13 protein-coding genes and 1 pseudogene are annotated in these 13,789 nt (G+C 66.7%); 7 read left to right on the top strand and 7 right to left on the bottom strand.

What is annotated here, in order from left to right:
• Positions 1-33: 33 nt before the first annotated feature.
• Positions 34-291 (bottom strand): DUF1127 domain-containing protein, encoded by a 258-nt coding sequence (locus LJ725_RS13840; protein WP_230551251.1) that lies wholly within the window; start codon positions 289-291, stop codon positions 34-36.
• A 155-nt stretch (positions 292-446) separates the two neighbouring features.
• Here LJ725_RS13840 and LJ725_RS13845 point away from each other — a divergent pair, with 155 nt between their 5' ends.
• The gene (locus LJ725_RS13845; RefSeq protein WP_230551252.1) at positions 447-974 is read left to right on the top strand and encodes a TetR/AcrR family transcriptional regulator; all 528 of its coding nucleotides are present in this window, start codon (positions 447-449) and stop codon (positions 972-974) included.
• On the opposite strand, the gene LJ725_RS13850 is transcribed toward LJ725_RS13845, so the two are convergent.
• On the bottom strand, positions 971-2,032 hold the full coding sequence (locus tag LJ725_RS13850) for a hypothetical protein (protein ID WP_230551253.1): 1,062 nt from the start codon (positions 2,030-2,032) through the stop codon (positions 971-973). The two genes, LJ725_RS13845 and LJ725_RS13850, sit on opposite strands and share 4 nt — an antisense overlap.
• Before the next feature lie 7 nt (positions 2,033-2,039).
• The gene (locus LJ725_RS13855; RefSeq protein ID WP_268990644.1) at positions 2,040-2,792 is read right to left on the bottom strand and encodes a phosphocholine cytidylyltransferase family protein; all 753 of its coding nucleotides are present in this window, start codon (positions 2,790-2,792) and stop codon (positions 2,040-2,042) included.
• A gap of 169 nt (positions 2,793-2,961) precedes the next feature.
• On the opposite strand from LJ725_RS13855, the gene LJ725_RS13860 reads away from it, so the two are divergent.
• From LJ725_RS13860 to LJ725_RS13880, 5 genes are all read left to right on the top strand, one after another.
• On the top strand, positions 2,962-3,945 hold the full coding sequence (locus LJ725_RS13860) for a helix-turn-helix transcriptional regulator (protein WP_230551255.1): 984 nt from the start codon (positions 2,962-2,964) through the stop codon (positions 3,943-3,945).
• Between the two features lie 128 nt (positions 3,946-4,073).
• Complete coding sequence (locus LJ725_RS28955; protein WP_268990645.1) at positions 4,074-6,113, top strand: vWA domain-containing protein; 2,040 nt, start codon at positions 4,074-4,076, stop codon at positions 6,111-6,113.
• A gap of 32 nt (positions 6,114-6,145) precedes the next feature.
• Positions 6,146-7,435 carry a hypothetical protein gene (locus LJ725_RS13870; RefSeq protein ID WP_230551256.1) on the top strand — a complete coding sequence of 430 codons (1,290 nt, stop codon included), beginning with the start codon at positions 6,146-6,148 and terminating at the stop codon, positions 7,433-7,435.
• Positions 7,436-7,468: 33 nt separating this feature from the next.
• Positions 7,469-7,978: a hypothetical protein gene (locus LJ725_RS13875; RefSeq protein ID WP_230551257.1), complete on the top strand. Its 510-nt coding sequence runs from the start codon at positions 7,469-7,471 to the stop codon at positions 7,976-7,978.
• 55 nt (positions 7,979-8,033) lie between these two features.
• A complete protein-coding gene (locus LJ725_RS13880) occupies positions 8,034-8,426 on the top strand; it encodes a hypothetical protein (protein ID WP_230551258.1) in 393 nt (130 codons plus the stop codon).
• A gap of 52 nt (positions 8,427-8,478) precedes the next feature.
• On the opposite strand, the gene LJ725_RS13885 is transcribed toward LJ725_RS13880, so the two are convergent.
• The 4 genes from LJ725_RS13885 to LJ725_RS13900 form a co-directional block, all read right to left on the bottom strand.
• The gene (locus LJ725_RS13885) at positions 8,479-10,083 is read right to left on the bottom strand and encodes a GMC family oxidoreductase (protein WP_230551259.1); all 1,605 of its coding nucleotides are present in this window, start codon (positions 10,081-10,083) and stop codon (positions 8,479-8,481) included.
• Between the two features lies 1 nt (position 10,084).
• Positions 10,085-10,561 (bottom strand): hypothetical protein, encoded by a 477-nt coding sequence (locus LJ725_RS13890; RefSeq protein ID WP_230551260.1) that lies wholly within the window; start codon positions 10,559-10,561, stop codon positions 10,085-10,087.
• A 34-nt stretch (positions 10,562-10,595) separates the two neighbouring features.
• Positions 10,596-11,372, bottom strand: coding sequence for an SDR family NAD(P)-dependent oxidoreductase (locus LJ725_RS13895; RefSeq protein WP_230551261.1), 777 nt, complete (start codon positions 11,370-11,372; stop codon positions 10,596-10,598).
• 246 nt (positions 11,373-11,618) lie between these two features.
• Positions 11,619-11,810, bottom strand: coding sequence for a hypothetical protein (locus LJ725_RS13900; protein ID WP_230551262.1), 192 nt, complete (start codon positions 11,808-11,810; stop codon positions 11,619-11,621).
• Positions 11,811-12,515: 705 nt separating this feature from the next.
• Between LJ725_RS13900 and LJ725_RS13905 the strand changes: the two are divergent.
• Positions 12,516-13,710: pseudogene (locus LJ725_RS13905) on the top strand (IS256 family transposase).
• Positions 13,711-13,789: the final 79 nt, after the last annotated feature.

A 13,789-nucleotide genomic window follows, 5' to 3' on the forward strand; every position in this document is an offset into this window, starting at 1 on the left:
CTCCTTGGGGTTGTGGACCGGGTCGGTCGAGGTTCAGTGCGGCGAGCGGAGCCGGCGCCAGAACGGCTGGCGCGCCTCGAAGGCGGCCTGGGCCGGGGCGATGCCGGCGTCGCGCAGGGCGCGCTCGTCGACTTCGGCGAGCGTGTTTCTCGTTCGCGCCCGTTCCCGCCAAAGGCGCAGCTTCGCGAGGATGCGCCGGTGCAGCGGCAGGCGCGGCAGCCCCACGGACGTCAGGGTCGGGTCTTCGCAGAAGGGATCGACCGGAAACAGGTCGCGGCGTAAATGGCTCATGGTGGACTGCCCTCTTATTTATATGCGAAGCAGTACACAAATATGAAAGACAGGGTCCGTCAAGGATAATTATGCGGAACGGTACAAAAATAGAGAAAGAAGCGCGCCCGCGCGGCCGTCCGCGCGGTTTCATTACCAGCGAGGTATTGGAGCGCGTGCGCGACGTGTTCCTGACCAAGGGATTCGCCGCCGCCTCGCTCGACGAACTCTCCGCGGCGGCCGGCCTCAACCGGCCGAGCCTCTACGCCGCCTTCGGCGACAAGGAACAGCTCTACATCAGCACGCTCAAGCACATCGGGCAGAAGAGCGTCGAGGCGATGGACGCGATCCTGTCGGGCCCGGAGCCGATCGAGCAGCGGCTTGGCCGTCTCTACAAGGGGGCGATCGACATCTACACCAAGCCGCCGAACCGGCCGGGCTGCATCATCGTCGCCACCGCAACCGTCGAATCGCCCTCCCATCCCCGGATCGGCGCGGCGGCCAACGAGATCCTGGCGAGCTTCGAGAAGGCCTTCGAGCGCGGCTTCGCGAGCAGCGACCTGAAGCCCGCGCCCTCGCCCGCCGAACGCGCCAGCATGGCGGGCGCCATCCTCTACGCCATCGGTATCCGCGCCCGGCTGGGCGTGCCAGCGGCGGAATTGAGGACCTTCACCAAATCGATGATCCCCGTGATCTGCCGCTAGGCGTACCGCGCGCGCAGGATCCGGGCGGCCTCGGCTTCGGCCTTCAGCTTGAGATAGACCTCGTCGGTGTCGACGCGCGCGGCCGAGCCCGGCGCGAAGCCGCAATCGGGATTGAGGGTGATGCGCGTCTTGTCGATGCGCGTGAGCGCGCGCTCCACCCGCGACACGATCAGCGCCGCCGCTTCCGGTGCACCGGGCGTCACGTCGACGACGCCGAGGCCCAGTTCGAAATCCTCGCGCAGGCGCGACAGGCTCTCGAGATCGTCGGCGCCGGCGGCGGTGAACTCCATCGTGAGATGCTGCACCTTCAGTTTGTTGAGCTGGTTCAGGATCGGCCCGTAGGTGCCGGCATGGTGCTTCTCGCCGCGTACGCGGGCGCCGGCGCGACGGCAGAGATGGACCGCGAACTTGATGCCGTCGAAGCCCCTGACCGTCTCGTTGATCATCTCGACGGCGAAATCGGCCGCGCGATCGGGATCGTCGTAGCTCTTGCGCACGTCGGGATCGACGAAAAGGCAGAGGTGCGGATCGTCGATCTGCACCATCTCCACGCCCATGTCCCGCAGCAGCGCGATTTCGGCGCGCAGCGGCGCCACGCAATCGCGCACGAAGTCTTCGCGCGTCGGATAGGCCTTGCCCGAGCGATCCTTGTCCCACAGCCGCTCGCCCAGCAGGGCCGGCGCCGGCAGCGTGATCTTGGTCGCCACGCGTGCGACCTCCTTCACGAATCTCGCCTCGGCGGCGATGAACCCCGCAGGCTTGGGCGTCAGCTTCTCCGTGACGACGGTCCAGGGACGCCCGTCGACCGGATTGACCTCAAGGGTGAAACCGTGCGCCAGCTCGGCGATCACGCCGATATAGGAACGGCGGCGCCACTCGCCGTCGTTCACGACATCGAGGCCGGCCTTCTCCTGCAATGCGACGACGAAGCGGACGGCCGCATCCATCGTGTGACGGTCGGCTTCGTTCCATTCCGGCTTTTCGATCAGTTCGCGCACGACGAGCGGGCGCGGGATCGAACCGACAATCGAGGCGGGAAACAGCGGCAGCTTTGTCATGCTCGTCTCACGGCTTCCACAGGGTCTGGGCGAGGTTCATGTCTTCCTGCGTATCGATCTCGCGATACTTGCCCGGCGTGTCGGCATGGCCGAACGACATGCCCTGCTCGATCATGTCCTGGAACATGTGGATCAGGTATGCCTTCTGGAAGATCGCCGCCTCGCGATAGGGCCTGTCCCAGAACTCCGCCTTGCGGCGATGATAGAACTCGCGGAACCGGCGCGCGCCCTCGGCGCCGAACTTGGCGACACCGATGAACTCGCCGGTCGCCTCCTCGTAGGGAATGGTGCGGTAGACGCGCTCGACCCGGCCGCCGCGCGTGATCACCTTCTCCGCATCGTGCGGCGGGTGCTGGGTGCGCGGCTTGTAGTGCTCGCGCCAGTCGGTATCGACGCCCAGCGCCAGCTCGTCCGTCGACTGGACCAGGCCGCGCACGACATCCTTCGTGAAGAGGATGTCGGAGTAGCTGGTGACGAAGGGCCGGTCCATCAGGTCCTCGGCGCACATCAGCGACACGAGGATGTTGTTGTCGGGCCAGGCCCTGTTCTCGCGGAAGATGAAGTCGGGATAATCGCGCTTCACCGATTCGATGCGATAGCCGCCGATGAACACGATCTCCGTACAGCCGCCGCCCTTCAGGGCCTCGACGGTCCAGTCCAGGATCCGCTTCCCCTGGATCTCGGCAAAGCATTTGGGAGCGTCTTCCGTGGTGGGCATGAGCCGGCTGCCCCGCCCGGCTCCGATGATGATGGCGCGCATGTCACAAGGACTGTGACGCAACCCTCTTCGCCGCGCCAGATACAAGAGGGCCACGGGAAGTCATTGCATTCCCTTTGTTGCCCGGCTGGGCAGCCCCCGGAAGTTCCCTTGTCTCGGCGTGAGATTGTGAGCGATGCTCCGAGTGGGATTCCAGGAGTGACACCCGAGTATGGTCCTTCCCCTTCGCGGCCCCGTCTCGATGTCCACGGGCGAGAGCGTTCCCGGGATGAGGGATCTCTATGAGGCCTACGGCAGTCTGATCGGGCACCGATATCTCGTGCATGACGAGGAGCCTGCCAAGGCGTTTCCCAGCCGCTTCGCCAACATCTCGCTGCAGGAAGCCTGTGCAACCCGCTTCCAGGGCAGCGCCGCGCAGTTCGAGATGTCTTCGAACCACCATGGCCTCGATCTCGTGATCCTCTCCTTCGCCCTTTCGGGCCAAACACTCTGCTACCGGCAACGGAACAGTGAATGCACAGCGCCTGCCGGCGCCGCCATCCTGCATACGACGGACACGGCCCTGCATGCGCGCGCGAAGGGTGGCGGAGAAGTGATGGCGGTGGCCCTGCCGCGCGCCAAGCTTGGCGCCCTCGTCGCCGATCCCGACCATCTGACCCTGCGTCTATTGCCGGCCGAGAACGCGGCGCTGGCGCTGTTCGCAGGATATGCACGCAACTTCCTGGCGCTGGGCGGGGTCCCCGACCAGCGGATGGCCGGCCTGATTGGCGACCAGCTCTGCGACCTCGCGGCGCTGGCCCTCGGCGTCAACGGACGCGGCGGGGAAAAGGCCCAAGACGGCCAGGCACTGACCGATGCCCGGTACCACCGGGCAATGGCATACATCGTCCGTCATCTCGCCAATCCCGCGCTGGGCGACCGCGAGGTGGCTCGTCATCTGGGGCTATCGCCGTCCTCGGTGCGGCAGCTCTTTGCCCGCAAACAGACCACTCTGGCGCGGTCGATCCGCAACGCACGCGTCGAACGCGCCGCCGCCATGCTGGCAGACCCCGGGCAATCCCGTCGCAAGATCGTCACCGTCGCCTACGAGTGCGGCTTCCACAGCCTGTCGGCCTTCTACGAAGCCTTCCACGAACGCTATGACGCACAGCCCCGCGATTTCCGCGCGGCCGCCCTGCCGCGAAGTCCCGACTGACGGATTCCGGAAGCGATTCTGACGAAATCCGAACGCCGCCGCATCACCCGGGTGGTAACGGGGGATGAGCTGTCGACGCACGATTCGTCGACGCCCCAGACACCCGGCCGGCAAAGAGGCGAAGGCTCATGCCACAGCATGGCATTGCGAGGGGAACGGCGACGATCCGGCGCTTGTGCGAAGCCGCGGCGCTGCTTGCCGGGCTTCTCGTTGCCTGCCTTCTCAGCGGCGTTGCCAGGGCCGACGACAGAACCTTCATTCGTGACGAACGCCCGGTTGTGCTGGTGCTCGATGCCTCCGGCAGCATGGCCACGCCCCTCGGGCGCGAAAGCCGCCTCGACGCGGCGCGACGCGTGGTGCTGGACACGCTGACGCTCTTCTCGCCGAAACGCCCGGCCGGACTCGTCGCCTACGGGCATCGCCGCAAGGACGATTGCACCGATATCGAGACCTTGCAGAAACTCGCGCCGGTCGATGTGCCTGCGATCCGCAAGTCCCTGTCGACCTTGCGTCCCACGGGCATGACTCCTCTTTCGGCGTCATTGCGTCATGCAGCCGGCATGCTGGCCGCCGACGGCGGCGTCGTGATGCTGGTCAGCGACGGGCTGGAGAATTGTCGCGAGGACCCATGCGCGGTGGTCGACGCCCTGAAGCGGGCAAACGCCAGGCTGGTCTTCCATGTGGTCGGCTTCGGCATGGCCGACGGCGAGATGAAAAGGCTCGCCTGCATCGCCGATAAAGGCGGCGGACGGGCCATCGAAACCCGAGATGCTTCCCGCCTCGAACAGGCGCTGAAGACGCTCGTCGAGACCCCGCCGCCCCCTCCGTCTCCACCGGCCGCTCCCCCGCCCCCGGCCCAGACCGTGGAAAAACCCATCGTGCCGCCGCCGCCGACACCCAAGCCGGTGACGCTGCGAGCTACGGTCGGGGACGCGGTTGTGCCGGGGCCGGTCCTCTTCACCGTCACGACCAGGAACGGCGAGACGGTTTACGAAGGCAAGGGCACCGAGGTGACGCCGGAGCTGGTGCCCGGCGCCTACAGGGTGCGTGTGACGATCGCAAATGCTCGCACCGATGCCGATGTGAGGATAACGGGCGCAGCCGACGAACGGCACGACCTCGCCCTCGCGGCCGGGCTTGCCAGCCTCTCGGTCATCGCCGCGCAGGGGCTCGATCTCAAGGACACGGACCTCAAGGGCGATCCAACCTGGACGCTGCAGCCGAAGGACGGGCAGGCTCCGGCCGAACTCGATCCCGTGCTGGCGCCTTCGGCGATGCTGGCGCCGGGCCGCTATGACGTCGCGGTGACCTTGGGCGGCTTCACGGCACGACAGGAATTCACCGTCACCGCCGGCAAGCCGGTGCAGGCGACGCTCAACCTCGGTCTCGGCAAGGTGACGCTCGAGGCCAGCGTGGCGGGAGCCGATCGCCCAATAGACAGCGGAGCCGGCCTGTCCTGGTCGCTGGAGTCTGCGAAGGCAGGAGTGCCGCCACTGCGCGCCGAGGCCATCGCGCAGCCGACCTTTCTGGTTGCAGCAGGCCCCTACAAGGCACAACTCTTCATCGCGGGCGCGACACTCTCCCGGGATGTCGGCGCAGAGCCCGGCAAGGTCGTGACCGCTCGGTTCGAACTGCCATCGGCCGAACTGGTGCTGACCGGCGCGCTAGGCCCCGGCGCCCCACCCTTCTCGGACTGGCGAGACGCGACGTGGACGGTGCGACCGGTGAAACTCATCGGCGACGTGAAGGCCGGGCCGGCCCTCGAAAACAAGGCCGAAGCCTCCCCCGCCGTCGTCCTGACGCCGGGCGAATGGGAGGTGACGCTGGTTTCCGGCGGGGCCAGCACAACACGACGCATCACGGTCGCGCCGGGGGCCAAGGCGGCCGAGCGCATCGACCTCGCGGCCGGACGACTGTCTGTCTCGGCGGCGCCACCGGGCGATGCGCCGCCCCCGCTCAATGTCGTGATCTCCTTTTTCCCCGGCACGCCGGGCGGAACCTTTGCTGAAAAGCCGATCGTCGAGGCCGGAACGCGACGTGACTTCGCGTCCATTCTTCCGGCAGGCCGATACCGGATCGCCGCAGCCGACGAGACGGGCCGCACCGGCACGGCGGTCGTCGAGTTGAAAGCAGGCGAAAGCACCACGCAGGAAATTGCTCTCAAGTGACTGTTCCCCGACCTTCAACAAGCGAGATTGCCATGCGCATCCTGATGCTTCTGGGTCTGCTCTGTCTTTCGGTTCCCGCTCTCGCCCAACCCGATCCGGAGGCGGAGGCCATCCCGGAAGTCTATGTTGGCTCGCAACCGGTGATGGTGTTGAAGATTGCGGAACCCGAGGTCCTCGAGCCCGTCGCCCCGTTCGCTCCGCAGTTGATGGAACTCATCGCCATTACCGGGCAGATACAACGCTGGACGAAGAATTCGCAGAACGTGGCGAGCAGCTCGCAGGACAGGATCAAGCAGCTGGAAGACCAGGTCGCGAGCCTGAAGAAGGCCGTGGAGGAGTTGCAGAACCGGCAGCCCGGCGGCACGCCAGGCCCCACGGCGGACGACAAGCGGCTGGCGGCGCTCGAGGCGCGGGTGGCCAAGCTTGAGGAACAACAGGGAAGCTTCAAGGCGCCCTTCAAGGTCGTGAACGCGTCGGGCGTGGCGCTGTTCACCGTGGCCGAGGACGGGCGCATCACCGTGGGCACCGACGGACAGGCCGCCATCGTCATGAAGGCAACGGGCGCAGACAATGCCCTGATCCAGCTGTCCGCCGGATCGAAGAAGATGCTGATGCTGACCGATGGCGGCAGCGGCTCCAAGCTCCAGCTCAACGACGGAGCAGAAGCGGCCGTCGAGCTGAACGCGTCCCAGGGCAACAACGGCTTTGTCCGGGTGGCCGGCGGGAAATCCCTGGCGATCATCAATGCCGATCCTTCGAACGCCGCGACCTTCAACCTGCAGGGTGGCCCGGACGGCGGCCTCGCTCTGTCCTCCAAGCCCGACAATCTCGGACTGCTGGTCCAGAAGGCCGGCAAGAACGCCGCCTCGCTCGGCGCCCTGCCCGGAAAGGGCGTGGCGCTCCGCCTCTTTTCGGACGCCGGCCAGCAGGTTGTGGCGGCTGGTTCGAATCCCGCAAAGGGTGGCGCCGGGCTGGTGAGCGTCAGCGCCGGCGACAAGGCAGCCGCCATCCTGACGAGCGAGCCGGATGGCGCGGGGTTGGTCCAGTCCTTCGCGGCGGATGGCAGCGGCGCCGCGGCCCTTGTCGGCAAGGAGCGGGCGGCCGTCGCCTACAACCAGGCCGGCAACGCCGTCGCCACCATCTCCAAGAGCGACAAGTCGGAGGGCGGCACGGTCGTGGCCCGCAACCCCGGCGGCGAAGGTGTCTTCGTGGGCGGCTATCGCGCCGATGTCGGCGGCGGTGAGTCCTGTGTCTATCGCGCCAAGGCGCAGAACACCTTCTGCCTCGGAATCGGCATGCCCGGCATGGGCATCGGAAAATGACCCCTCACCCCCTGCAGAACGGATCTTGAACCGATGACCAGATCTCTCAACTGTCTGCCCTTGATTGCCGGCCTCCTGACAATGCTCGCGCCCGGCGCGCACGCGGCCTCCGATTGCCAGCCGATCTACGACGCCTATGCGGCGATGGCCAAGGCCCCTGCCGTGAGGAAGACGGTCAAGACACCGGGCATGGCGGAGCCCGTCGAATTTATCATAACCGGCACGGCGCTCTACGGCCGTGTCGGAGCCAAGGACACATGGTCCAAGACCCCGATCGACGACAAGACCCGCGCGGTGCTGAAGCGCGCCTCCCCATCGCCGGAAACGGTCACCGATTGCCGCAAGATCGGTGCGCGGTCGTTGGCGGGCGTGGCGGCCACCGCCTACGAGTTCGCGCCGCCGCCGATGGCGGGAAATGCCCCCGGGGAGAAGATCACCGTCCTGATCGCCGACAAGAGCGGCTTGCCTCTCTCGGAGACAGCGGCCGTGTCCGGTGCCGAGGCGATCCTCGTCTATGACGGCGTCACCGTGCCCTCCCCCTGAGCGAGACGGGTGGCCGGGAAATGAACCGGACGGGCGGAAAGACGCCGGCGCGGTGATGCCGTTCCACGCCCTCTTCCTCGCCCTGCTCACGCCGCCGCTTGCCGCGTTCTTCCTCCTCCTGATGTTCGGCGCGCGTCCGCTCGGGGCGCCGCTGGTGCTCGCTACACTGGCGCCCGCCTATTTCATCGGATTTGTCCCTGCCCTTCTTGCCGGATGGCTCGATGTGCTCCTGGCGCGCCACGGCTGGCGTGTCCTGGCGCGGCTTGCGACGGTGGCCGGAATGGGCATCGTCGCAGGACTGGTCATTCTGGCCCCGCTGCATCTTGAGGGCCGGATCCACGGGGTGATGCCGCTGCTGTTACCCTTGGCATTGGCCCTGTCGGCAATACTGGCCCTGGGACTGGCCCTTCTTATGGCGCGACTGTACGCACGCAATCGCCCGGTATGACCCTGGTGAGAGCGGACCCGACCGAGGCGTTCGCCGAGCCGGGACTTCGAGGTCAATCGAACAGCGTGGCCAGCCGCTGCTTCATCTGGTCGGCCACATAGAGCGCCAGCGCCTGGATGGTGGAGGTCGGGTTCACGCCGCCGGAGGTGACCCAGATGCTGCCGTCGACGATGAACAGGTTCTTCACGTCGTGGCAGCGGCCCCATTCGTTGACCACCGAACGCTCCGGATCGGTGCCCATGCGCGCGGTGCCAAGCAGGTGTCCCGGATAGTTCAGCGCGGTGCGCGAGGCGAAGATCTGCGTGGCGCCGGCTTCGGTCAGGATCTCCTCGGCCCGCGCAATGCCGTGCTCCATCATGCGGCGGGTGTTTTCGCTGATCGTGTAGTCGACGCGCGGCGCCGGGATGCCGTGGCTGTCCTTCAGCTCGGGATCGAGCGTGACGCGGTTGTGCTCCTCCGGCAGGTCCTCGCAGGCGACGCCGATGCTCAGCCGGTGATCGAGCATCGTGCGATAGTGCCGATGGTGGTTACGCCCCCACGGAAGCAGCCCCGAGGCGGCGCCCATCATCGCCTGGGTGGCCGGACCGGTACCGCGACCGAACTGCAGCGTGTAGCCGCGCACGAAGTCGCGCGAGGGATCGGTCTCGTAGAACTGCTTGCTCCAGATGCAGTTGATCGGGCCGCGCCCGCCGTCGAGCGTCTCCTCGACGTAGCCCGAGACGATGGGCCAGGGATGAAGCATGAGATTCTTGCCGACGAGACCCGACGAGTTGGCGAGGCCGTCGGGAAAGCGCGACGACGCCGAGTTCAGGAGCAGCCGCGGCGTGCCGACGCCATTGCAGGCGAGGATGACGACCTCCGCCGGCTGGAACTGCTCCACCCCGTCGGCATCGTAGTAGATGGCGCCGGCCGCCATGCCGTGTTCGTCGGTGGTGATCTCGCGCACCCGGCAGCGCGTGCGCAGCTCGACGCCCGCACGCAGCGCGAGCGGCCAGTAGGTGATGTCGGTGCTGGCCTTCGCGCCCTGTGCACAACCCGGCGTACAGTGGCCGAGGTTGATGCAGGCGCCCCTGCCCTCGTAGTCGGTCGTCGCGATCGTCGTATCCGAGGGCCACCAGTGCCAGCCCAGCCTGTTCATCGCCTGGGCATAGCGCGCGCCGGTCTTCCCCAGGCCGATCGGTGGCATCGGCGGGTGCCGTGGCGGCACGCCGGGATCTCCGGCGAGGCCCGAGACGCCCATCATCCGATCGTTTTCTTCGTAGAACTTCTCGAGCGCCCAGTAATCGACAGGCCAGTCGTCCGCCACGCCGTCCAGCGACTTCACGCGGAAGTCGGAGGGATGCATGCGCGGCCAGTGGGCCGTGTAGATCACCGTGCCGCCGCCGACGCCGTTGAAATTGGCGATCTTCATCAGCGAGTTGTCGTCGTTGATCGGATAGTCGGTGTCGCGTCCCCGGCGATTGGGGCTGATGTCGAAATCGGTGTAGCGCCGCGCTTCCCAGTCCCGGCCATTGCTGGGGAAATCCGTGGGCTTGATCCAGTCGCCCTGCTCGAGGCAGAGGATGCGCATCTTCGTTTCGGCGAGGCTCCACGCGACGGCGGCCCCCGAGGCGCCCGATCCGATGATCAGGACGTCGACTTTCTCGTTCGACGCCATGTCAGCGGCTCCCCGTCGGCGTGACGCGGTCGTCGCGCCAGAAGGAGGGTCGCTGCCGGACCGGATCCAGCAGGGTCCAGTCGCCCTGGTCGAGGCGGTAGCCCTTTGGAAAGGGTGGACGAGGTTCGTGGCCGAGGGCCTGAAGCACGCGATCGTCGCGGTAGTAGGCGCTGAGGACCACCCGTCCGAGCGCGACCGCCGCGGCGCCACCCTGTGCATAGTATTCGTTGACGAGGGCGTCGCGGGCCTCCTCGTCCAGCGCGGCGAAGGGGCGGCGCGATTTCGCCGCGATGGCCACCAACGCCTCCCGAACCAGCGCCAGGTCGCGGCCGAGCGAGCGTGCAATGTCGGCCAGGATGGCGGGATCGTCGGCGGCCGGCATTCCCAGGACGGCATCCGCCGGGATCATCGCTCCCGCGATCTCCCCGAGCGCGTGGATTTCGGCCTCAGAAAGTCCAGTTTCGGGAGCGGCTTGCATCGAATCCTGCCGTTAGCGGTTCCGGTCCCCGATGCTAGGCGATCGCGCGGCCGCCATCGACGTAAAGATTGATGCCGTTGATGTAGGCGCCGGCGTCCGAACACAGCAGCAGCGCGGCGCCGACGAGATCGCCGGGCGTTCCGAGGCGCGCGGTCGGAATGCGTTGGACCAGCGTTTCCCCCTCGACCGCCATCTGGTCGCGGTTGCGCGCCGTCAGGATCGCGCCGGGCGCGAGGTTGTTCACGGTGACGCCCTGCCCACCGTACTGGCGCGCCAGATTCCAAACCCAGTTCAGCTGCGCCGCCTTGGTTCCGGCGTAGACCAGCATGCGGGGATGCGGCCTCACCTGCTGCACGCTGCCGATCGTCACCACGCGGCCCCAGCCGCGCGCCGCCATTGGCGGGACGAGATCCTGCAACAGCTCCATCGGGCTGCGCAGATTGACCGCGACCTGCCGGTCGAACCGCGGGCGATCGATCTCGTCGAAGGGCTCCGGCAGCTCGATCGAGGCATTGAGCACCAGGATATCCACCGGCGACCAGGACGATACCGCTTCGGCCAGCTGGCGACCGGCTTCGTCGAGCGAGAAATCCTGGGCGAAGGCGCGGGCAGTCCCGCCCGCCGCCTCGATCTCGCAAACGACGGCATCGGCGTCCGCCCGTTCCTCCGCCGTGCCCGCGTGATGGATGGCGAGCCGGGCACCGGCGCGGGCCAGGCCGAGGGCGATGGCGCGTCCTATCTCGCGGCGGGCGCCGGTCACCAGCGCGGTGCGGCCTGTCAGGCGAAAGAGGTCGAAGGGATCAGCGGACATGGGGGCCGAACGCACAAAAGCCGTCCTCTTTCGAGAACGGCTTTTTGAAGATTGGTTGCGGGGGAGCGCAACCAGCTTCACTTGCTTCTCCGAGCGGCCGCATAGGCCTGAACCAACTTGAGAGCGACGACCGTACGCGACTCCCGTGCAAGCCGATTATGCCATTCTTCGCTACTCCCGCCGAATGTCGCACAAGTCTCCTCCATCGACTTCTTGATAGGGCATCGAGACGGCGAAGCGGGCCTCCTACCCGCAGGCGAGGAGATCGTCGACGAGTGTGGATGCGCCACTGCCGATGTCGATGATTGAGGACGCCGGGTCTGGTGCGGTCGAGGCGATCAACTCGAGCGACCGCACCGCGTGTGGCTGGTACCAACTCACCGCCGTCTCGGCTGTCCTCGTGTACACGCCTTCCCAATGGCCGCGCGTGCCGCTCATGGGTGCCTCCCTTTAATCCAACGACACGCGCCGAAAGCCTTTAGATTTAGACGGCATCCTCGGATGCAACGCTAGCCCGCTCTTCGCGGTGGAGGTTTCAGTCAGACGTGAATGCGCGGCATCGCGCTGCTTCTGCTGCGTAGAGAGAAGTATCAAGTCGTCATCGATGGAAATATCCCGGGTGGGACTGTATCTCAACACAGGGGTGACGGGACGCGGAGCCGCCGACGCGCGGCAACCTGCCGCCGCTCCGGCCAACTGACCGGGATCTCTTGGGCCCCGTCGAACCGGCAGGCTCGGCGGGCTTGTAGGGGCAGGCAGGGTATGACTAGTCGCCGAACATTGTGTTGATCGGACCGCCACGACGGACGGCCTTCGCGTTTCTGCGTAGCAGCGCCTTCTCTAGTTGTTTCCTGTCGGATGAATTCGAGACGGCGCAGAGGCTCTTGCTCTCCGCGACATCGCTTGGAGCAACCTGCTGTTGTCGATCCAACGACACGAGGAGTTCCTGAAGCGCCGGCGACGATGACGCATCCGGCATCTTTCACGCCCGGTCCGGGCGCCCTCGGGGGTCAACGAAGCCGCGAGTGGAGCCCCTCCCGAAAGTCCGGATAGTGTGCTGAAGGTTCAGCAAAAGCCCTGAGGGGTGGTCATGGCATGTTGGTGATGTTGCAAGTCACCGACCCCGTTGAATGGGAGCACACCATGACCAAGCGAGGGGGTAAGGGGGAAGTTGTCGATCTGAAAGAGCTGCTGTCTCGGGACGGGGAGTTCCTGCGCGAGGCGGTTCAGACGCTGGTGCAAGAGGCGCTCGAGGCGGAGATGGCGGAGGCGATCGGTGCGGCGAAAGGGGAGCGCACGGCGGGCCGGCTGTCGTACCGCAGCGGCTATTACGGTCGGACGCTGATGACGCGGGTTGGGACGCTGGAGCTGCGAGTTCCGCAGGATCGTGCGGGTCGGTTCTCGACCGAGCTGTTCGAGCGCTACCAGCGGTCGGAGAAGGCTTTGGTTGGGGCGCTGGCGGAGATGTACGTGCAGGGGGTGTCGACGCGCAAGGTCAAGGCGGTGACGGAAGCGCTGTGCGGGCACAGCTTCTCGGCCTCGTCGATCAGCCAGATCAACAAGGGACTGGATGCGAGCCTGAAGGCGTTTGCCGAGCGGCGACTGGCCGAGGCCTACCCGTACCTGATCCTGGATGCGCGCTACGAGCGAGTGCGCGAGGGTGGGTTATCGCCAGCCAGGCAGTGCTGGTGGCGATCGGGGTGGACTGGGAGGGTCGCCGGCAGGTGCTGGCAGTCGATCTGGCCAACCGCGAGAGCCGGTCGAGCTGGAAGGACTTCCTGCTGGCGCTGAAGGGCCGCGGCCTGCACGGCGTAGAGTTCGTGGTGTCCGACGACCACCCCGGGCTGAAGGCGGCGATCCGGGAAGTGCTGCCGGAGGCGGCCTGGCAGCGCTGCTACGTGCACTTCCTGCGCAATGCGCTCGACTACGTGCCGCGCCGGGTCAAGGACGACTGCCTGAGGGAGCTGCGCTGGATGTACGACCAGCGCGACCTGGCCGAGGTCCGGCGCGATCTCGCGGCCTGGCTCGGCAAGTGGCAGGCCAAGTATCCGAAGCTCTGCAGCTGGGTCGAGGACAACCTCGAGGAGACGCTGACCTATTACCGGCTGCCGCTGGCCCATCACAAGCACATGAAGAGCACCAACATGCTGGAGCGGCTTAACCAGGAGATCAAGCGGCGGACCCACGTGGTGCGGATCTTCCCCAATGCCGCCAGCTGCCCGCGCCTGGTGCGCGCGCTCGCCGTCGAGACCGATGAGAATTGGCTCGGGGCCATCCGCTATCCAATATGGATCATCTCAAGGAACACAAGAAGCTGACTGTCAGATTGGCCGCCTGACGGCGGCGGGCGCGGGCGGCGCTGCGCGATTGCGGGGGCTCCGCGCCACCCGCGCCCCGACTTCATCGACATCGCCTCT

Origin of the sequence: Reyranella aquatilis (assembly GCF_020880995.1) — a bacterium.
GTDB classification, from domain to species: Bacteria; Pseudomonadota; Alphaproteobacteria; order Reyranellales; family Reyranellaceae; genus Reyranella; species Reyranella aquatilis.

Bases quoted from the DNA above. Each gene is read 5' to 3' on its own strand.
- LJ725_RS13855 (WP_268990644.1), bottom strand. From the start codon at position 2,792: ATGCGCGCCATCATCATCGGAGCCGGGCGGGGCAGCCGGCTCATGCCC.
- LJ725_RS13860 (WP_230551255.1), top strand. From the start codon at position 2,962: ATGGTCCTTCCCCTTCGCGGCCCCGTCTCGATGTCCACGGGCGAGAGC.
- LJ725_RS13880 (WP_230551258.1), top strand. From the start codon at position 8,034: ATGCCGTTCCACGCCCTCTTCCTCGCCCTGCTCACGCCGCCGCTTGCC.
- LJ725_RS13885 (WP_230551259.1), bottom strand. From the start codon at position 10,083: ATGGCGTCGAACGAGAAAGTCGACGTCCTGATCATCGGATCGGGCGCC.
- LJ725_RS13870 (WP_230551256.1), top strand. From the start codon at position 6,146: ATGCGCATCCTGATGCTTCTGGGTCTGCTCTGTCTTTCGGTTCCCGCT.
- LJ725_RS13900 (WP_230551262.1), bottom strand. From the start codon at position 11,810: ATGAGCGGCACGCGCGGCCATTGGGAAGGCGTGTACACGAGGACAGCC.
- LJ725_RS13875 (WP_230551257.1), top strand. From the start codon at position 7,469: ATGACCAGATCTCTCAACTGTCTGCCCTTGATTGCCGGCCTCCTGACA.
- LJ725_RS13850 (WP_230551253.1), bottom strand. From the start codon at position 2,032: ATGACAAAGCTGCCGCTGTTTCCCGCCTCGATTGTCGGTTCGATCCCG.
- LJ725_RS28955 (WP_268990645.1), top strand. From the start codon at position 4,074: ATGCCACAGCATGGCATTGCGAGGGGAACGGCGACGATCCGGCGCTTG.
- LJ725_RS13840 (WP_230551251.1), bottom strand. From the start codon at position 291: ATGAGCCATTTACGCCGCGACCTGTTTCCGGTCGATCCCTTCTGCGAA.
- LJ725_RS13890 (WP_230551260.1), bottom strand. From the start codon at position 10,561: ATGCAAGCCGCTCCCGAAACTGGACTTTCTGAGGCCGAAATCCACGCG.
- LJ725_RS13895 (WP_230551261.1), bottom strand. From the start codon at position 11,372: ATGTCCGCTGATCCCTTCGACCTCTTTCGCCTGACAGGCCGCACCGCG.